The sequence below is a fragment of the Corynebacterium lactis RW2-5 genome, from assembly GCF_001274895.1.
Taxonomy (GTDB): domain Bacteria; phylum Actinomycetota; class Actinomycetes; order Mycobacteriales; family Mycobacteriaceae; genus Corynebacterium; species Corynebacterium lactis.
Map to the genome: position 1 here is coordinate 748636 of NZ_CP006841.1, position 16874 is coordinate 765509.

The 16874-nt window shown below is 58.3% G+C and carries 19 protein-coding genes and 2 tRNA genes; 8 read left to right on the forward strand and 13 right to left on the reverse strand.

Annotation, left to right across the window (positions count from 1 at the left end; genetic code table 11):
* Positions 1–13: 13 nt before the first annotated feature.
* The gene (locus CLAC_RS03140; RefSeq protein ID WP_053411651.1) at positions 14–1981 is read right to left on the reverse strand and encodes a neocarzinostatin apoprotein domain-containing protein; all 1968 of its coding nucleotides are present in this window, start codon (positions 1979–1981) and stop codon (positions 14–16) included.
* A gap of 1 nt (position 1982) precedes the next feature.
* On the opposite strand from CLAC_RS03140, the gene CLAC_RS13025 reads away from it, so the two are divergent.
* Positions 1983–2108, forward strand: a complete 126-nt coding sequence (locus CLAC_RS13025; protein ID WP_281175563.1) for a hypothetical protein — start codon at positions 1983–1985, stop codon at positions 2106–2108.
* Positions 2109–2188: 80 nt separating this feature from the next.
* Here the strand turns inward: CLAC_RS13025 and CLAC_RS03145 are convergent, their stop codons facing one another.
* Positions 2189–2875, reverse strand: coding sequence for a TetR/AcrR family transcriptional regulator (locus CLAC_RS03145; RefSeq protein ID WP_053411652.1), 687 nt, complete (start codon positions 2873–2875; stop codon positions 2189–2191).
* Positions 2876–2881: 6 nt separating this feature from the next.
* Positions 2882–3406, reverse strand: coding sequence for a thioredoxin-dependent thiol peroxidase (gene bcp / locus CLAC_RS03150; RefSeq protein WP_053411653.1), 525 nt, complete (start codon positions 3404–3406; stop codon positions 2882–2884).
* Positions 3407–3534: 128 nt separating this feature from the next.
* Here bcp and CLAC_RS03155 point away from each other — a divergent pair, with 128 nt between their 5' ends.
* The gene (locus CLAC_RS03155) at positions 3535–3816 is read left to right on the forward strand and encodes a DUF3618 domain-containing protein (protein ID WP_053411654.1); all 282 of its coding nucleotides are present in this window, start codon (positions 3535–3537) and stop codon (positions 3814–3816) included.
* Between the two features lie 647 nt (positions 3817–4463).
* Here the strand turns inward: CLAC_RS03155 and CLAC_RS03160 are convergent.
* A tRNA-Lys gene (locus tag CLAC_RS03160) sits at positions 4464–4536 on the reverse strand.
* A gap of 612 nt (positions 4537–5148) precedes the next feature.
* On the opposite strand from CLAC_RS03160, the gene CLAC_RS03165 reads away from it, so the two are divergent.
* Complete coding sequence (locus CLAC_RS03165) at positions 5149–6318, forward strand: L,D-transpeptidase (protein WP_053411655.1); 1170 nt, start codon at positions 5149–5151, stop codon at positions 6316–6318.
* A 43-nt stretch (positions 6319–6361) separates the two neighbouring features.
* Here the strand turns inward: CLAC_RS03165 and CLAC_RS03170 are convergent, their stop codons facing one another.
* Both CLAC_RS03170 and CLAC_RS03175 read right to left on the reverse strand, forming a co-directional pair.
* Positions 6362–7051, reverse strand: coding sequence for a LuxR C-terminal-related transcriptional regulator (locus CLAC_RS03170; protein WP_053411656.1), 690 nt, complete (start codon positions 7049–7051; stop codon positions 6362–6364).
* A 73-nt stretch (positions 7052–7124) separates the two neighbouring features.
* Positions 7125–8318: a sensor histidine kinase gene (locus CLAC_RS03175; protein WP_053411657.1), complete on the reverse strand. Its 1194-nt coding sequence runs from the start codon at positions 8316–8318 to the stop codon at positions 7125–7127.
* Positions 8319–8501: 183 nt separating this feature from the next.
* Here CLAC_RS03175 and CLAC_RS03180 point away from each other — a divergent pair, with 183 nt between their 5' ends.
* Together CLAC_RS03180 and CLAC_RS03185 are read left to right on the forward strand one after the other, a co-directional pair.
* A complete protein-coding gene (locus CLAC_RS03180) occupies positions 8502–9560 on the forward strand; it encodes an ABC transporter permease family protein (RefSeq protein ID WP_082313067.1) in 1059 nt (352 codons plus the stop codon).
* Positions 9561–9603: 43 nt separating this feature from the next.
* On the forward strand, positions 9604–10365 hold the full coding sequence (locus tag CLAC_RS03185; protein ID WP_053411659.1) for an ABC transporter ATP-binding protein: 762 nt from the start codon (positions 9604–9606) through the stop codon (positions 10363–10365).
* A 60-nt stretch (positions 10366–10425) separates the two neighbouring features.
* Here CLAC_RS03185 and CLAC_RS03190 read toward each other — a convergent pair.
* Positions 10426–10501: transfer RNA gene (locus tag CLAC_RS03190), tRNA-His, on the reverse strand.
* A 108-nt stretch (positions 10502–10609) separates the two neighbouring features.
* A complete protein-coding gene (gene orn / locus CLAC_RS03195) occupies positions 10610–11263 on the reverse strand; it encodes an oligoribonuclease (RefSeq protein ID WP_053411660.1) in 654 nt (217 codons plus the stop codon).
* A gap of 161 nt (positions 11264–11424) precedes the next feature.
* Here orn and CLAC_RS03200 point away from each other — a divergent pair, with 161 nt between their 5' ends.
* Positions 11425–12057, forward strand: a complete 633-nt coding sequence (locus tag CLAC_RS03200; protein ID WP_053411661.1) for a TetR/AcrR family transcriptional regulator — start codon at positions 11425–11427, stop codon at positions 12055–12057.
* 116 nt (positions 12058–12173) lie between these two features.
* Here the strand turns inward: CLAC_RS03200 and CLAC_RS03205 are convergent, their stop codons facing one another.
* From CLAC_RS03205 to CLAC_RS03215, 4 genes are all read right to left on the reverse strand, one after another.
* Positions 12174–13250, reverse strand: coding sequence for a tyrosine-type recombinase/integrase (locus CLAC_RS03205; protein WP_053411662.1), 1077 nt, complete (start codon positions 13248–13250; stop codon positions 12174–12176).
* Positions 13251–13376: 126 nt separating this feature from the next.
* Positions 13377–13994, reverse strand: coding sequence for an HIRAN domain-containing protein (locus tag CLAC_RS12580; RefSeq protein ID WP_156324751.1), 618 nt, complete (start codon positions 13992–13994; stop codon positions 13377–13379).
* Entirely contained in the window at positions 13979–14461 is a 483-nt protein-coding gene (locus tag CLAC_RS03210) for an ImmA/IrrE family metallo-endopeptidase (RefSeq protein ID WP_342669466.1), read from the reverse strand. Before CLAC_RS03210 ends, CLAC_RS12580 begins: the two co-directional genes overlap by 16 nt.
* Complete coding sequence (locus CLAC_RS03215; RefSeq protein ID WP_156324752.1) at positions 14355–14873, reverse strand: helix-turn-helix domain-containing protein; 519 nt, start codon at positions 14871–14873, stop codon at positions 14355–14357. Before CLAC_RS03215 ends, CLAC_RS03210 begins: the two co-directional genes overlap by 107 nt.
* Before the next feature lie 152 nt (positions 14874–15025).
* Here CLAC_RS03215 and CLAC_RS03220 point away from each other — a divergent pair, with 152 nt between their 5' ends.
* Both CLAC_RS03220 and CLAC_RS03225 read left to right on the forward strand, forming a co-directional pair.
* Positions 15026–15295 (forward strand): hypothetical protein, encoded by a 270-nt coding sequence (locus CLAC_RS03220; RefSeq protein ID WP_053411665.1) that lies wholly within the window; start codon positions 15026–15028, stop codon positions 15293–15295.
* 67 nt (positions 15296–15362) lie between these two features.
* On the forward strand, positions 15363–16133 hold the full coding sequence (locus CLAC_RS03225; protein ID WP_053411666.1) for a phage antirepressor N-terminal domain-containing protein: 771 nt from the start codon (positions 15363–15365) through the stop codon (positions 16131–16133).
* A 155-nt stretch (positions 16134–16288) separates the two neighbouring features.
* Here the strand turns inward: CLAC_RS03225 and CLAC_RS12585 are convergent, their stop codons facing one another.
* Positions 16289–16441 carry a hypothetical protein gene (locus tag CLAC_RS12585; RefSeq protein WP_156324753.1) on the reverse strand — a complete coding sequence of 51 codons (153 nt, stop codon included), beginning with the start codon at positions 16439–16441 and terminating at the stop codon, positions 16289–16291.
* Between the last annotated feature and the right edge of the window lie 433 nt (positions 16442–16874).

Here is a 16874-nt window from a genome sequence, read left to right on the forward strand (position 1 = left end):
AGGGGAGGGGCGCCTAGCTGCGGTCGGCGGAGTTATCGCCGGCGGGGCGCTTGCGCCCGAACCACATTCCGGCTCCGAAAATTCCGGCACCCAGGACAGCCCCGAGTGCGCCGATACCCAAGGCGCCTAGCGGGGAGATGGCACTCGTTGTAGCGGCCTGCTCGGTCTGCGCGTCCTCGGCCGAAGTAGCCGAGTTCTTCGAGCCCGCGGTCGCCTTACCAGAGGCCTTGCTCGAGGACTTCTTGCCGGAGGCTTGAGCCTTGGCCTTCGCATCGGCCTGCTTTTTAGCGGCGCCCTTCTTCGCCGAGGCGATTTCCTTGGCACTGCCGCCGACGGACAGGTCGGTCACAGTGTCCTGGCTGCGGTCGGAGGAGCCGTGGGCGGCCATGGTGAAGACGGCGCAGTCATTATCGAGGCAGTTCGCGGCTGCGGTGACGGCCTCTACCTGCAGCGTTGTGGAGAAGCTGCCGTCTGCGCTCATATCGGAGGTGCGAACGTAGGCAGCGGTGGCGAATGCGTCGGCGTTGGTGGTGGAAAACTTCGACTTTTCGCCGACGGCGACGTAGATGCCGTTGCCGGTGGTCTTGAAGCCACTGCCGGAGATCGTAATCGGGGTGACTCCGCTCGGCTGGATGGTGGTCGTCGACAGAGACACAGACACCGGTCCGGCCGAGGAGTCGGAGGAATTGCTTCCGTCACGGGAGCTCGAGGAGGACTGCCTGGATGCGCGCCCGCCGGTAGAGCCGCTCGCCACTCCTGGAGCCCCAGCACTGCTCGCCGAGCTGCCGGTTCCGCTGTTTCCTCCAGCAGGCAGAGTAGCCTCCTGCTTTTCGACGCCACCGGCGAAGGAAACTGCCGTTGCCGTGTCCTGGCTGCGGTCTTGGGATCCGTGCGCCGCAATCGTGTAGACGGAGCAGGCATTGGACAGGCAGTCGGCCTTGCCGAATACAGCGCTGACAGGAAGGTCCACGCTGAAGCTGCCGTCGGCGGCGAGATTGCCGCGGGAGGCGGAGACATACTTGGTGTCCGGGCCGAAGGAATCGGCATTGGTGACATCCATCTGATCATTCTGGGCGATGCCGACGTAGATGCCGTTTCCGGAGGTCTTAAATCCCTTGCCCGTGACCCGGATAGTATCGCCATCGGGGTTGAGGCCCGTGGTCTTAGACAGAGAGACGCGTGCCCCCGAGGAGGAGGTGCTCGCACCGGTGTTGTTCTTGGAGGAACTACCCGCTGTGGAGGGGGCGGAGGAATCCGAGCCGTTGTGAGGGTGTTCGGCCGGAGCCTTGGTCGAATCCCCGGTGGGAGCGCCGGTGGGAACAATCCCATTCGGGAGCTTAAGAGACGGGCTGTCGGGCCACCACGAGGGAGCGAGGTCTCCTAGCAGGCCCTTGCCGGAGGAATCGTCGGAGTTGGGGCTCGAGTTATCCTCTGTTCCGAGCTTGGCCGCAGCCCCGGCAAAGGAGATGGGAACCCACTGATCATTCGACCGATCGGCGAGATTCGGAAAGGCGCTAAACGAGGCGATGTAGCACTGAGTCTGTGTGCAGTCGACGTCTTTAAAAGTCGGGGAGACCTGCATCTCCTGAGAGAAGGAACCGTCTGGACTCACCGTGACCTTCGCCGCGGAGCCATAGGTTGAGGGGTATCCGCTGGTAGGCTGCTCAATGGTCTGGGCCAGGTAAATCTTGGCGCCTGCCGGGTAGCCGGCGCCGGTGACGGTCACGGTATCTCCGTCGGAAAGCTCGGAGGTGGAGGAGATTTGAAGGCTCCTGGAGGACTGCGCGTCCTGGGCTTGAAGGAGAGTGTTGCCGGTCGAGGTGGGGGCAGCCGTCGCGACAGTGAGACCTGCGGGGGCGATGGTGCTGGCCAACAGTGCGGTAGATGCGACGGCGGCCGCACGGATTCGGTTGGTGCGGGTGGGATTAAAACGGCGGGCGGGAGAGATCTTCTGGGCGTTGCTAGCGGCGTTGGACGGCATCGTGGACAACTCGTTTTACCTCATCAGTGGGTTTTCGGTCGATGGGACTTTATCGATGGTGGTCTCTGAGGCAGCCTGGTCCGATGCCTCCTGGTGGAGGTTGGAGGAGAAGGCTACCTCAATATAGAAACAATATAATGAGGTAAGCCTACGTTAATAAAAATAACGTAGGCAAAATGAAAGTTGATGGGGGTAGGGGATGGCCGGCTAGTCCTCCTGTGTTGTGCCCGCCGCATGTGCCACCGACATGAGGTAAGCAATCATCATGCGCTTAATCTCCTGCACGGTCAGGGTGTAGTGAGCCTGGCGTTCCTGGACGGACCCCGGCCGGTCGACGGAGTAATTCAGCAGCGCATAGGTGGCGTTGATTAAAAGGTTCGCCATAAACCTCAGGGCCTCTTCGTCCGAGGTGAGGGCCAAGGGGCGCAGCACCTCGGCAATTCCATTGACCAGCTGTTTCTTGGTGTCCTCGGCGGTAGCGCGCGTGGCCGGGGTGGATTGCACGGCAAGCCACACCGCGCGACGGGAAACATCGTCGCGCCAGAGCGCTGCCAGGTGATCGATGAACTCCGAGAGGAAGTCCGGCCATTCCAGGGCCGGAACGTGCTGTGAGAAGCGAACCATTTCCGCCACGACCGCCTCGGTGTCCTGGCGATCTAGCTCGCAGATCATCACGTACTTGTTGGCGAAGAACTGGTAGAGGGTGCCGATGGCAATATCGGCGCGCCGAGCAACCTCGTCGAAGGTGAAAGACTCAAATCCTGCATCGACGAGGACTTGCCGTGCTGCCGAAAGCATGCGTGCGTAGCGTTCCCTGCTGCGCTGCTGCGCCGGAACGCGTCGAGGTCTTAGAATCTCGGGCTGCTTTTGCTCCGTATTGCCTGGCGTACTCACTGGTGCTTAGTTACTCCCGGCTACTCCCAGGTCACGCAGGACCCGCTGCACGTGACCCTTAGCCCGAACGTTGTACCACGCCTTTTCGATCTTGCCCTCGGCATCTACAAGGAAGGTCGAGCGGATGACGCCCTGGACGATCTTGCCGTAGTTCTTCTTTTCTCCGAAGGCGCCGTAGGCCTCGAGAACGGACTTATCGGGGTTAGATAGCAGTTCAAAGTCCAGCCCATGGTCCGCACGGAACTTGGCTAGCTTTTCCGGCTTGTCCGGGGAGATGCCAATTACCGCAATGCCCGCATCATTTAGAGCTGCGCTCTCATCGCGGAAATCGCAGGCCTCGGTGGTGCAGCCAGGTGTGTTGGCGCGAGGGTAGAAGTAGATGAGCACTGGGCTGCCCGTGTAGTCGGACAGGGAGACGGTTTCCGATTTGTCGTTCATCAGGTTGAAGGACGGGGCCGCTGTGCCGGGTTCAAGGCGGACGTTGTCGCTGCCGAACTCTTTGGTGTCGGTTTTCTCGGAAGTGTTAGCCATGGTTTCAATCGTAACGATTCCCGGTGGAGTCGTGGCCTTTTTGATCCTCCACGCCCCATGCCTTCGCCGGAGGTGTTAGTCTTTTGGTTGAACTAAAACTATCGATTCTTAACTATTAGGGAGTTTACGTGGCTCGCAGCATCGAAGACATCCAGCGCGATATTGAGCGCAACCGTAACCAGCTCGCCCGTACTCTGGATGAGCTCTCCGTGCGCACTAATCCGAAGAACGTCGCGGAGGATGCCAAGACCCGCGTTACCGACGGGCTGAAGGAACCCAAGGTTCAGGCTGCCATCGGTGTGGTTGCGGCCCTCATTGTCGGCGGCATTGTTCTTTCCGTGTCCCGCGGGCGCAAGCGCAACAAGGAGCTCGACCGCATCCGTGAGATGATTGAGCAGGCTGCGAAGTAGTTTTCCGGTAGAGAAAAATCGGGGTCGATGACCAAGAGTCATCGGTCCCGATTCTTTTTGCTTTACGACGCGTTGAACGCCTTTTGTAGCACCGCCTCCTAGAACGCGACTACGTACTTGCCCGAGAGCTTCTTTTCTTTCAGTCCTTCCCAGGCCTCGGGGGGGGGGCGAGGGGGCGGTCTTGTAGGGCATGTTGACTTTGTCTTCCGCCGCCAGTGAGGCAACGTTGTAGTATGCCTCCGCGGCCTCTTCATCGGTGAGGAGGAAGTTGGTGTTGCTGGCGATGCTAGTCAGCTTGTTGCGGAAGGCTGCGGCGGAGTAGGCGGCGAGACCTGGAACGCCGAGTGCTGCCGCTAGCTTTGAATCGATGCTATTTGGCAGTGCAATGGTTCGAGCCTCGGCTAGGTTGACATGCTCGCTGAGGGACCCCTCAGGTGGCGTGACGCCGTAGAAGTAATGGCGCTTGCCAGCGGAATCCTCGGCGATACCCCCAATCCGAGTGCCTGCCCTGGAGAATAGGGGCGAAGCGGGAATTTTCCTCCCGAGAGGATTAGGTTGATCGGGTTAATTGCTGCCGCCAGAACTGTCGAGCGGTATCGTGGAAAAACAAAAAACAGGTAGGTTTTGAAACCTACCTGGCTTGATTGTGCGCCATCAGGGACTTGAACCCCGAACCCGCTGATTAAGAGTCAGCTGCTCTGCCAATTGAGCTAATGGCGCTTTTCGTTTCCTGCGTTGTGGCTTCTTTCGAAGTTCCTCGCTGGCAACGAAAAGATATATAACCAGGTTTTTACTTACTTGTAAAATCGCCTGGTCGGAGGCGTATTTTTAGCCGCGTTGAGAGCATGTTTTTCGGGTTTTATGTCGCGCGGTACGGAGAATCTTTCTGAAAAAGTTCTCGATTGGTCAAAAGAGGGGGTGAGCCTGCGTGCCTATGTGGGAATGGTTGCGTTTGGGTTTGGGGTTTGCCTGTGCGGCGGAAGTACTTGCGGGGGCGGGGTTGTCGGGAGCTTGTGAGGGAATGTAACGGGACGGTGACATTTTTCGGGATTGACTGCGTTTTGCGTGGTCGGCGCATGTAGAGGGGATTGCGCAAAGTGTTTGCCTGCGTTACCTTGATGCGGTGCCTGCCGGGGTTGTCCTATGGAATTTTTTCTGCAGACGGCGAAAGCGGTGGGGCGAAATCCGCTTGGCCTCGTTGCTAAATCTTGACTGGAGTGTCGGCCTAAAAGGCTTTGAGTTGGCACGAGTTGGGGCTAAGTTGTTTATCTGTACGCAAAAAGTTGCGTACTTTTATTACTTATAAATTAGTAATCTGGAGCGTAGGACTAGATGCGGAATTCACTGAGGCGCCTTGGCTTGGCCGTCACTGCTACTGCGACGGTGTTTACGATGGCCGCTTGTACGCTGGGAGACCCGGCGGAGCAAGATAAGGCAGAAAAGTCCGCAAGTGCTGAAATAAGCGCGAACGTAAAAGATGACGAAACTGAGGTCTCCGTAGTAGACCCGATTGTCGTCAAGGTAGGGGAGGGTCACAAGCTCGACAGTGTGACCTTGACTAATCCTGAGGGTAAGAAGGTCAAGGGAGAAATTAATCCCGAGTCGGGCGAGTGGAACAGTACCGAGCCTCTCGGCTACTCGAAGACCTATAAGCTCGAGGCTCGATCGGGAAAGGAAACCCTGAGTAGTTCCTTCAGCACCGTCGAGCCGACCACCCAGACTTACGGTTACGTTTCTCCGGCAGACGGTTCTACCGTCGGTGTCGGTCAGACCATCGCGGTGCGTTTCGACGAGTCAGTGAAGGACCGGAAAGCGGCCCAGGACGCTATCGAGATCACTACCGAGCCCAAGGTTGAGGGTGCCTTTTACTGGCTGAACAACCGCGAGGTGCGTTGGCGCCCGGAGAATTATTGGCAGCCGGGTACAAAAGTCAACGTCAAGGTCGATATCTACGGCAAGGATCTCGGTGGCGGCTACTACGGCCAGGAGGAAAGCGAGACCAGCTTCACCATCGGTGACAAGGTCGTTGCCATCGCTGACGATGCGACCAAGACTATGACCATCGAAAAGAACGGCGAAGTTATTAACTCGATGCCGATTTCGATGGGCTCCAATGTGTGGCCGACGCCGAACGGTACCTACATGATCGGAGACCACAACCAGCACATGGTCATGGACTCGACCACGTACGGGCTATCGCTGGATGCCGGCGGTTACCGCACCCCTGTCAACTACGCCACCCAGATGTCCTACTCAGGCATCTACGTCCACGGAGCACCCTGGTCGACCTGGGCTCAGGGCAGTGTCAACCAGTCCCACGGTTGCATTAACGTCACCGATGCCAACGCCAAGTGGTTTTTGAACAACACGAAGCGCGGCGACATCGTCATCGTGAAAAACACCATCGGTGAGACTCTCTCCGGGGTAGACGGCCTCGGCGATTGGAACATTCCGTGGTCGACTTGGAAGAAGGGCAACGCGGACGAAACTAGCTCCTGGTAACGACAACGGGGGGATTGCTGCAATAGCCTTAGCCCCCTGGAGTCTATTCGCCGAGTATGCCGCGTTCCTGCGCCTTCGCCACAGCGGCGGTGCGGGAGCTGACCCCGAGCTTGGTGAAGATATGGACCAGGTGTGACTTAACGGTCGCCTCGGTAAGAACTAGATGCTCGGCAATCTTCCGGTTCGACATTCCTGCGGCTACGAGCTCCAGAACTTCGAGTTCCCTCGGCGTTAGAGCAGATATCGGATTGCGCATCCGACCCATCAACCGTCCTGCAACTTGGTTGCTCAGGACGGTTTCTCCTTTTGCGGCCCTGCGAATTCCCTCAATGAGCTCTCCGGGATCGGTGTCTTTGAGCAGGTATCCAACCGCACCTGCGGTGATTGCGCCGAGAACATCGGAGTCCGAAGAGTAATTCGTCACAACCAACACCTCTGGCGCTTTGTAGCCTTCCCTGGACAGGCCACGGATAGCGCTCGTCGCATCTACTCCTCCGGCGCGGGTGGTGGACCCCGGGGCGTCGCCGAAGCGCAAGTCCATCAACACTAGGTCGATGGCGTCGCTGGCGCCGTCGTTAAGCGAATCGCGCACCGCCTGAATGGCTTCGTCGGTGGTTGCGGCCTCGGCGACCACAGAAATATCGGGGGCCGATTCAACGACTGCGCGCAATCCGGCGCGAACGATTGGGTGGTCGTCGGCGATGAGTACTCGGATGGTGTTATCGGAGGTCATGGAATCTCCTAAGTTTTAAATAGCCGGTTTGACTAGAGGCGCCTGGCAGTGCGCATCGCCCACCGCAGGCGGATTAGGCGCATCTCGGAATGGAAATGGACACTCCGCAGCCGTGGCCCGGAGTCGACTCGATAGTGAAGGTGCCGCCGAGGCTTTCTACACGCCGCTGGGTATTGATGATACCGACGCTGCCACGGGAGAATTTCTGCTTCGGATCAAAGCCGTCTCCGTTGTCGACGACATCCAAAATGACTTCATCCGGTTGATAGGTCAGTGTCACGCGGCAGCGCGTCGCGTGCGAATGCTTGACGACGTTCGAGAGACTAGACTGCGCAACCCTGACAATCGTGGCTTCCACGTCCGCGGGAAGACGCGCGGGTTCGCCGTCGACGAAGAAGGACACGGCGTCGCCAAGAATCGTGGTGCCACAGACTTTTTCAAGGGCGCTGGGCAGGTCGGCGTCGGCAAGCGGGGCGGGTTGAAGGGCGGCGATGATGCGGCGGGTTTCCGCGAGATTGTCTGAGGCGACGGTCCTGGCCAGGCGGAGGGCCTCGAGTGATTTGGTGTCGTGGTTGGTATCACTCATGCGAGCCTCGACAGAGTGCAGCAGGAGCTGGATGGAGGACAGTCCCTGCGCGACGGTGTCGTGAATATCCCCGGCAAGCCTTGCTCGCTCGTCGAGTTCACCCGCCCTGCGGGAGAGGGCCTCGGAACGCGCGCGGGCGGCGGAGAGCTCTTCCAAAGCACGGGTTTTCGCGAGAGTTTCGCGCTGAAGAAGGCGAAACCCCAGGCCGACAGTCAGGGAAAAAGCTCCGCCCAAGAGCGGGCCTATAACGCCTCCGAAGGTCAAAGGTGCGTGCATAGCGATGGCGCAGATAGCCGTGATGGTGGCGAGTCCGACCAGGATGACACTCGGCACTCCGCCTGTGACCTGCAAAATAACGAAAAATAGCGGGAAGATCAGGAAGGAAGCATCGAGAGTGGCGAAGGCTAAAGCGGCCCAGCTGAGCAAAAGGGCAATCAGCCAGCCCAGAAGCATGGGATTGCGACGAGTCAGTGCGACCTCGTTGCGCACGGACCCCATCCGTGCCCGGCCAATCGGGCCGAAAGAGCCGGCAAGATAGATTGCGAAAAACAGGATGGCGCAGGTGAGGATGTGCCAATTGGGATTGGGCAGGACGGAGACGACAACCAGCACGGTCACCAGAATGTCGAGCGAGAAACGCAGCCCCAGCCATATCCGATCGAGAGTTTCGGGAGTATCCACGCCCTTGAGCCTATGCTAGGGGCCGGTCCGTGCGGGGAGCGGCACGTCGTCACGGGCAGGTCGCAAGCGACCACGTCGGCGCAGCACGGCAGTGGGGTGGACGGTGTATCAACCGAAAGATGGATACCAATTTCATCACCACTGGCGATTTATTTCCCCTGGTAAGTGGCGAACATAGTAGGCATGTACCAGTCGATGAAAGAACTCCGCGCCGCACCCGGACGTGCCGCTCTGATCACAATCACTGTCGGAATGATCGCCGTCATGGTGACTTTCCTTTCTTCCTTGGCGGCAGGCCTGTCAAACCAGTCCGTCTCCGCGCTCGATGAGCTCTACGGCGACAATGACGCTGTCGTCATCGCGGACGGCGCGACCTCGCTGTCTTCCTCCAGTCTCGATGCTGACCTGAAGGATAAGGTCGACGAGTGGGCGACCGACAAGGGCGCCACGGTGCGCGAGGTCAACCTCGCCCGTGCCCGCGCCGGCGAAACCCCGGTCACCGTTATCTCCGACCCCGCGCTTGCCGACGATGAGGTTGCCGTGACCAAGGGCGTCGCCGGTCCGAAAAACGACGAAGGAGCCACGCCTCTGACTCTGGAGGAGGGCAAGGCAATCACTCTCAGCGGCCCGATGGGTGACCACGACGCCATCGTGAAGACTCTGCTTGGCGACAAGTGGTTGGATCATCAGGCCGTCGTGTTCGCTGGTAAGGACACCATGAAAGCTCTCACCGGCGGTGCTCCGGTTCCACCCTCGGCACTGGTTGTCGACGAGTCGAAGGGAGAGATGCCGAAGATTGACGGAGCCTCCGTGCTCCGAGGCGGCGAGCGTAACAACCTCTCCGCTTCCTACCAGGGCGAGCAGACCTCGCTAAATGCCATGACCACGATGCTCTACGTCATCTCGGCCCTGGTTGTCGGCGCATTCTTCACCGTATGGACGGTGCAGCGCCTGCGTGGCGTGGCGATCACCTCGGCCCTCGGTGCTTCTCGTTCCGTGCTCGTCGCGGATTCTCTCGCACAGGTCATTGCTGTCTTGATTATCGGTGTAGGTGGCGGAGTCGCTGTCACCGCGGCCGCGGGCTGGGCGCTGGCTAACGCAGAAGTGATGCCGGTCGGAATTGACCTGACCACAACGGTTATCCCGGGCCTCATTCTCGCCGCTACCGGTGTTGTCGGGGCGCTGCTGGCCCTGGTCCCGGTATTCCGGGTAGACCCCACGACCGCTCTGGCCAACGCATAAAACATCCACGGACCCGACTACATACGAGAGGATCTTAAATCCCATGAATTCCACCAAGGCTCCCGTTGCCCTGTCCCTGGAGAACATTTCGCTGAAGGTTCAGGACGGCAACACCACTCGCACAATTCTCAACGACATCTCACTCGACATCCACGCCGGCGAGGTAGTCGGCCTGGTCGGTCCCTCCGGCTCTGGTAAGTCCACGCTGCTGACAATCGCTGGCTGCCTCAAGCAGGCGGACGAGGGCATCGTCACCCTTTACTCTCGCAACAAGAACGAGGCTATTGACCTGCGCGTCAAGGGGGCCGAAGCCGCTCGCGTGCGACGTCACCACATCGGCATCGTATTCCAGCAGCCGAACCTGCTGCCGGCCCTGACAGTCAAGCAGCAGCTCATGGCCATGCGCCGCCTGGGACATGTATTCCGCTGGGCGGAGGGCGGCCGTCGTGAAGCTGAAAAGCGCGCTGAGGAGCTGTTGGAGTCCGTCGGGCTCAAGGGCCTCGAAAACCGCCGTATCTCGCAACTGTCGGGAGGCCAGCAGGCCCGCGTGAACGTTGCCCGGGCACTGATGAACAACCCCGAGGTTCTGCTTGTCGACGAGCCCACCGCAGCGCTTGACCAGAAGACCGCCGGCGCGGTCACCCGCCTCATCATGGACGTGACGCACAAGATGAGAGTTGCGACCCTGTACATCACCCACGACCTGGGGCAGCTTCATGGAGCGGACCGCATCGTCGAAATGATCGATGGGCAGCTGCAGCACTCCAGCCACGAGCGTCTGACGGATGCCGTGACCGCCGGCTAGGCGGCGGACCTGAAATAGAAAAATCCCCTGACCACCGATGCGGAAGTCAGGGGATTATTTTGGGGTGACTGACGGGACTCGAACCCGCGACACCCAGGATCACAACCTGGTGCTCTACCAACTGAACTACAGTCACCATTGTGCAATTCAGGCCACTAAATTGGCCGTTGTCTGCAGCGAGATATATGGTAACGCACGCGCGGCAATAAACAAAACTGCAGTTCAGTAGCGTTTTTAACGCTGTCTAGCCGCGAATGTCGCCGAACTTTTCCGCAGAGGCCTCAGCGGCGGCGCGAATTTCCTCGCCATTCGGGCCCGGGTGCGCCACCATCATCACTCGACGGTAGTAGTCGAGCTCCCGGATCGATTCCTTGATATCCGCGAGCGCGCGGTGGGCAAGCCCCTTTTCGGGAGCGCCCGCAAGGACACCCGGGTACCAGCGCCGAGCCGCCTCCTTGAAAGAGGAAACGTCAATCATCCGGTAGTGCAGGTGCTGATCCAGCTCCGGCATGTAGCGGTGGATGAACTTTCGGTCGGAGGCAATCGAGTTTCCGGCCAGGGGAGCGGTGCGGGCATCCGGAACCCAGGCCCGCACATAGTCCAGCACCGCTTTTTCTGCTGCGGTGATGTCGATTTCGCTGGCGCGGATTTCGTCGTCAAGCCCAGAATTGGCGTGCATCTGCGTGACAAAATCATCCATTTGGGCCAGCTCGGTTTCGGTTGCGTGGATGACAATATCGACGCCCTCACCCAGAACATTGAGGTTCGCATCCGTTACCAGGGCTGCGATTTCAACCATGACGTGGCGCTCCGGCTCGAGGCCAGTCATCTCGCAGTCAATCCAGACAATGCGGTCTTCCGCGGGGGAAAGGTCCAGGTCGGGGTCGTTTTGTGCCATGGTTTCACCTTGATAAATCGTAGTGGGCTGACGTGTTTCTGCTCAGATTCTTCGCATCTGAGAACTTAAGTTCCGAGCATAGTAGCCCTCGGGTTCTGATGGCTTCGATCTATTGGTAAAATCAGGTGGTTAGACAACGAATTCCGGGAGAAGCTAAAACCATGACCCGTGCTGAAGAGGCCCCTGATACGACCGTCGCGGCGGGGATTGAGTCGAAGAAGTCCGTTGATGATGTCATTATCGCCGCGGCGCGCGAAAGCATCATGGCAATTGGCTTACGCAAGACCTCCATCGCCGAGATTTCTCGCAAGGCCGGGGTGTCCCGCCCCACTGTCTACCGCCGCTACGCGGATATCGGAGAGCTAATCGCGGAAGTCATCAACCGTGAGATTCTGCACACCCTCGAGGGTCTCACCTATGTCCCCGGTAACGCTCGCGCTCGAATTCTGCTGCGCATGCGCATTGTGATGGAGCGGATCATCGAAAACGGTTTCTTTACTGGCCTGGTAGAGACCGACCCGGAGCGCGTGCTGCAGATGATGACCCGCCAGATGGGTAGCACGCAGCTGGCCATTGTCGACAAGTTCATTGTTCCTGGCGTTAAGCATGGCCAGGAGGACGGGTCGATTCGCCAGCACGATCCGTACAAGCTCTCTCGCAATATCTTCCGGCTGACGCAGTCGCTCGTTCTTACCTGGAAGCCGCTGGGGGATGGCACTGAGACTGATAGTGAATCAATCGACGAGGTCGTCGACCTGGTCGACCGCTACCTGCGCCCGGACGCGGGCGAATAAAAGCCGAGAAAGATTTTGGCGCCCCCAGAAGGATTCGAACCCGCCGCAAACAGCCTACTGACCAGGAAAAACACCATAAATTTCGCTAAATCCACGACAATTCCACGACATCTGAACTACAAGACACCGCGCAGCTGCTCATCCATCACAGCAGCCACCGCATCCAGGTCACCGTCGAATAGGTCAGCGTAGGTATCCAACGTCATCGCCGCACTCGAGTGACCCAACTGAGACTGCACCACCTTCACCGACGCGCCAGAACCAACCATCAACCCGGCCGCCACGTGCCGAAGCCCGTGCGGTGTCACATACGGAAAATCAGGGTTCGCCTCCATCACCCGCTCAAGGTTCCCGTAGTACCAATCCGGCTGTGACGGCGTCGGCAATGGGCCACCATTACCCGCAGGCCACAACAGCGCGTCGGGGGCTCGGCCGTCGATGAGTTTCTCTAGCATTCCCATGACCTTCTTTGGCACCGCGACAGTACGACGCTCATGCGTCTTCGGCGTGCCAATCACCACCTCGGAGCCGACCGTGACGGCGTTGCGCTCTACGTGCACGCGGCCGCGTAGAACGTTGACGTCACGCACTCGGAGAGCCGCTGCTTCGCCCCACCGCAGGCCTGTGGTGGCCAGTAGCCAGATAAGCTCCGGCCGCTTACAGTTCTTGGCTAGAGTCTTGACCTGCTCACCGGTCAAGTACACCTTCGTTGCCTTCGGCTTGCGCGGCAGACGAACACCACGGGCAGGGTTGATGGCCAGCACGCCGTCACCCACTGCGACGTCGAGCACCTGGGCTAGGCAGGCGTGTGCTTTGCGTACGGTGGATGCCCCGCCTGTGATGCCGGCGAGCCAGGTCTGCACATCTGAGCGCTTGATACGGCCTATTTGCCACCCGCCCCAGTACGGTTCGACGTGCACCCTCCACGTGGACTCTGTGGTTCGGTAGGTGGACGGTTTGAGGTGAGTTTGCGCGGCGAGCCACGCGGTGCCGAGATCGTGCACGGTGCGGCGACGTTCCGTCTCCGGTGACCAGGTGCCCTGGCCTAGGTTGATGGTGTTGGCCGCGGCCCACGCTTCAGCTTCGTTCTTAGTGCGGAAGCCTTGTTTTGTGCGGCTGGTGCCGTCTGGGGCGCGGTACTGGACACGCCAAGCGTGGCCCCTAGACTTCTTATAGCGTTTAATCGACGCCATTGATAATCTTCTTTCTGTCGCTGGTTAAGCCATCGCCTCGGCTCCCCGGCGGCACCTTCGGGGCGCTCCCTAGACATGGGGGTAGAGCGCCCCCATTGCTGTAACTGGATTGCTTTTATGCGCGGATTATCCGAGCAATATCCACACAAAACTAACAAGTAGTAATAGAACTGAAACTCCGAGAAGCAGGCTCAGCGCTTCAGCGGGAGTATCATCATCGGAACCATTGCTAATTCCTCTCGCTGCATCAATATCAGCGTTCATTTTGGCGCGGCGAGCCTTTTCCTTAGCAATATCGCTCGCAGTGATGGACGGAACAGGTGCTCCACTTCGATGTGCACCTTTATATGCTTTTGGAACATCATAATTTGATGACCGCGCGACAAGCGTAACTCCGGATGGGATTGCGTTGTCTCCTGCTAGCAGAAAAAGAGAGAGCTCGAAATAATTACCTGATGCCCCTGCATAGAGTTTCCCCTTCACGGTGGGGGTATATCCACTGGCTATGACCCTATAGACAACCTGTCGATAAGTGGATGTGCGGTCATTGGGGATATATCCCACAACATTTCCCTCATATCGAACACTGATTGCATTCGCATCATATGGATTATCGGGCTCAGAGATAAGCTCGAACCATCTAATCCCAGGTGATATTTGTCGCAGGTGATGCTTATATGCATGCACTCCTTTTACTTTTACAGTGGGGCGCTGAGATGGTGTCAGTTTTATTTTCCTGCCCATGACCTTTGTCTTTCCTGATTATCTCGCCAGATCCTTGCAATGTCTGTTGTTACGTTGAGTTCTTTTGCGATTCTGCGTAGCTGTGGCCCGTATATCTGCTCTACTAACGCGTATTCGACTGTGCTGATAAGCAACTCGGCCGCCATGCGGTCCGCTTGCATTTCCTGCCTATCGGTTGCTGGTGCCGGGTGTCCAAGCCACATGTGGGCAAGCTCGTGGGCGAGGGCGCAGCGAGTCTGGGCATCATCCATTCCGTGACGAATACTGATGCGATTCTCGGGCGGAATCCAGGCACCTTGTGGCCCTCCCCGGTGCCAGGTAACGGCAATCCCGGCTGTTTCGGCTAAGGAGATGAGATCATCAGTCGATGGGGTCCTCATTTCGCTTGATCCGCTCCTCGTTCTCGTCGGTTCCGTTCTTGGCTGCGTGGGGGATGCTGTTGTCCCAGTCTGTGACGGTGCCGTCATGTGTAGCAGGGCGGGCGGATTGGAAGTTAACAACATTCGAACGGTGTTCGATTATTGCCGCGAGTTTCCGGTCGCCGCCTTCTTCAAGGCTGAGTAGTTGCTTGATGATGTCTACTCGGTGTTGGAGTTCGTCGATGAGTTCCTGAGCGTCCACCTGAGATAGGTCGAGGGTTGGGGCGACGGTGGTGAGCGCGGCTTCTTCTTCGGTGATGAATTCGGCTTCTACGAGCGCTTCGAGGACGTTGACGTCGTAGGCGCGGGCGACCTTGACCACGAAGTCCGGGTCGGCGCGAGCGCCCTTCTTCCAGCGGGTGAAGTTCGAGGAGCTAATGCCGGATTTCTTGGCGGCTTCAGTGTTGTTGTCGTCGCCCATGATGCGGCTTAGGTATGTCCACCAACGTGTTTGTGTCATATCACTAGCGTAATTGCAGACCTGCAAAACTGCAAGTCATTACCGCAAAGCAAAACGAAGTTTGCATTACCGCAAACGCTGTGTATAGTGAATTGCAGAGCAGCAAAGGCCGCTTGCAGGAATCGAAACTTCCCAGGTGGGGAGGAGGAAATGTGACTACAATCGACACCACCCGCGTCCGCCAAGGATGGGTAGACAAGACCCTAGATGAACTCGGAACTGTGACCCGATTCGCAGAAAAACTAGGGGTCCCAACCTCCACAGCATCGCGCTGGATTGAACCCGGCAAGGACGCAAACGGTCGGTTCGTAGGCGCCGTACTCAACAACTTCCCGGTCGAATTTGATGACGCCTTCGTCACCGTCCGCGAAGAGGTTCAGGTCGAACGCGTACGAATGCGCCGCCGTCGAGTCGCCGCATAAGAAAAGTCCCTCGCTGGAACGAGGGGCGAAAGAAAAACTCTAAACAAAGTCTTAAGGAGAAACTTACATGACTACTGAACTTGTATCAATCCCGTTCCGCGGGCAGTCCGTGCAGTCGGTCGAGATCGACGGAAAGCCGCACGTAGTGTTCCGCCCGCTCGTTGAGTCACTCGGTCTTGATGCCGACTCCCAGATGAAGCGGCTCCGTCGCCACTCATGGGCAACCACGGTCAAGATGACCGGGGTTGGGCTTGACGGCAAGACTCGCGAAATGACTTGTATTGATCTTCGGACGTTGACGATGTGGCTTGCCACCATCGACGAAAACCGCGTCAGCGAAGAAGCTCGCCCGCTGGTAGTTGCTTACCAGTCTGAAATCGCCGATGTCATCGAGTCTTACTGGGCTAACGGCGGGGCAATCAACCCGCGCGCCACTGAACACCAAATCAACGCGTTGATTCGTCAGTCGCAGATGCAGATGGAACTTTGCCAAGCAGCGAAGGGCCTGATTCGCGCGGAGCACCTGGAAGCCAAGGCGCGCATCATTCTGGCTCGCGGTTTGGGTGAAGCGCCGGAACTCGACCCCGGAACGCGACCGCTGTACACGGCGGACTTCCTGAAGGAAAAGAACCTGTCGCACAAGCGTCTGAAGTCCGTGGCCGGGGTGTTCGGTAAGCGGATGAAGGCTGCGTACACCCTGGAGCATGGGCGGGAGCCGGAGAAGTATCCGATGAATCTTCCGAATGGTCAGGTGCGCCAGGTCAACGCATACACGGAGGCGGACCGCCCACTCATGGAGCAGGTCTGGGGAAAGTACTACGCAGTGCAGGGGAGGTGAGTTGTCGTGAAGATTAACTTGGACAATGTTGATGTTGAGGTCGTAGGTGACGAATTGATCGTCTGTGACAAGGCTGGTGGTCGGGTGAAGGTGAGTGTGGACGAGGTGCCAATGCTATGGAATGCGCTGCAGTTGGCACACCGTCACATGAGTCATCACTGATTGAGAGTTTCGACGATGTCTCGTAGGAACTCGTTCATTATCCGCAGTTCGTGCTCAATGTTTCCAAGGCGCGCTTCGACATCGTTGAGGATGTAGGTCGGTTGCGTGTTCTCGGAGATTTGTTGCAGCAAATCGGAGTCTTCCATTTTTGAGTCACCTCACTTTCTGGGGAAGTGTCCCCGAAGGTTGATTGTAGTGACGGGCTGCGGTTGTTTGACCTGCAAATATTGTCACTGTGACGTAAATAGCCCTTGAGGTAGCCAGGCCTCCATAGTTGTTCAACGCGACACATGGGCGCGGGAAACCGAACATAGTTTCGAGTTTCTGTTTGTTGTTTGAAAAATTCTATAAAGTCGGCCCAGATACAGGCCGGGCGAGCGTGGTGAGTAGATCGCGAAGACCCCGGCAAGCAGTCACCACGACTGCAGGCACCCCGCACATAAGCGGGAGGTAACGCGGGCCGAACCAACCAAATACCCAAAAAGGTCTTGTACGGGCATGGCACACACTCAGTCACTTCCAGTGCCACCCAGTTCGACTCTGGGCAAGACCACTGGGCGCGTCAATGTCACCACCAAG

Coding starts and splice junctions, on each gene's coding strand:
- CLAC_RS03140 (WP_053411651.1), bottom strand. CDS start 1,981: ATGCCGTCCAACGCCGCTAGCAACGCCCAGAAGATCTCTCCCGCCCGC.
- bcp (WP_053411653.1), bottom strand. CDS start 3,406: ATGGCTAACACTTCCGAGAAAACCGACACCAAAGAGTTCGGCAGCGAC.
- CLAC_RS03165 (WP_053411655.1), top strand. CDS start 5,149: ATGCGGAATTCACTGAGGCGCCTTGGCTTGGCCGTCACTGCTACTGCG.
- CLAC_RS03170 (WP_053411656.1), bottom strand. CDS start 7,051: ATGACCTCCGATAACACCATCCGAGTACTCATCGCCGACGACCACCCA.
- CLAC_RS03180 (WP_082313067.1), top strand. CDS start 8,502: ATGTACCAGTCGATGAAAGAACTCCGCGCCGCACCCGGACGTGCCGCT.
- CLAC_RS03185 (WP_053411659.1), top strand. CDS start 9,604: ATGAATTCCACCAAGGCTCCCGTTGCCCTGTCCCTGGAGAACATTTCG.
- orn (WP_053411660.1), bottom strand. CDS start 11,263: ATGGCACAAAACGACCCCGACCTGGACCTTTCCCCCGCGGAAGACCGC.
- CLAC_RS03200 (WP_053411661.1), top strand. CDS start 11,425: ATGACCCGTGCTGAAGAGGCCCCTGATACGACCGTCGCGGCGGGGATT.
- CLAC_RS03205 (WP_053411662.1), bottom strand. CDS start 13,250: ATGGCGTCGATTAAACGCTATAAGAAGTCTAGGGGCCACGCTTGGCGT.
- CLAC_RS12580 (WP_156324751.1), bottom strand. CDS start 13,994: ATGGGCAGGAAAATAAAACTGACACCATCTCAGCGCCCCACTGTAAAA.
- CLAC_RS03210 (WP_342669466.1), bottom strand. CDS start 14,461: ATGACGGCACCGTCACAGACTGGGACAACAGCATCCCCCACGCAGCCA.
- CLAC_RS03215 (WP_156324752.1), bottom strand. CDS start 14,873: ATGACACAAACACGTTGGTGGACATACCTAAGCCGCATCATGGGCGAC.
- CLAC_RS03225 (WP_053411666.1), top strand. CDS start 15,363: ATGACTACTGAACTTGTATCAATCCCGTTCCGCGGGCAGTCCGTGCAG.
- CLAC_RS12585 (WP_156324753.1), bottom strand. CDS start 16,441: ATGGAAGACTCCGATTTGCTGCAACAAATCTCCGAGAACACGCAACCG.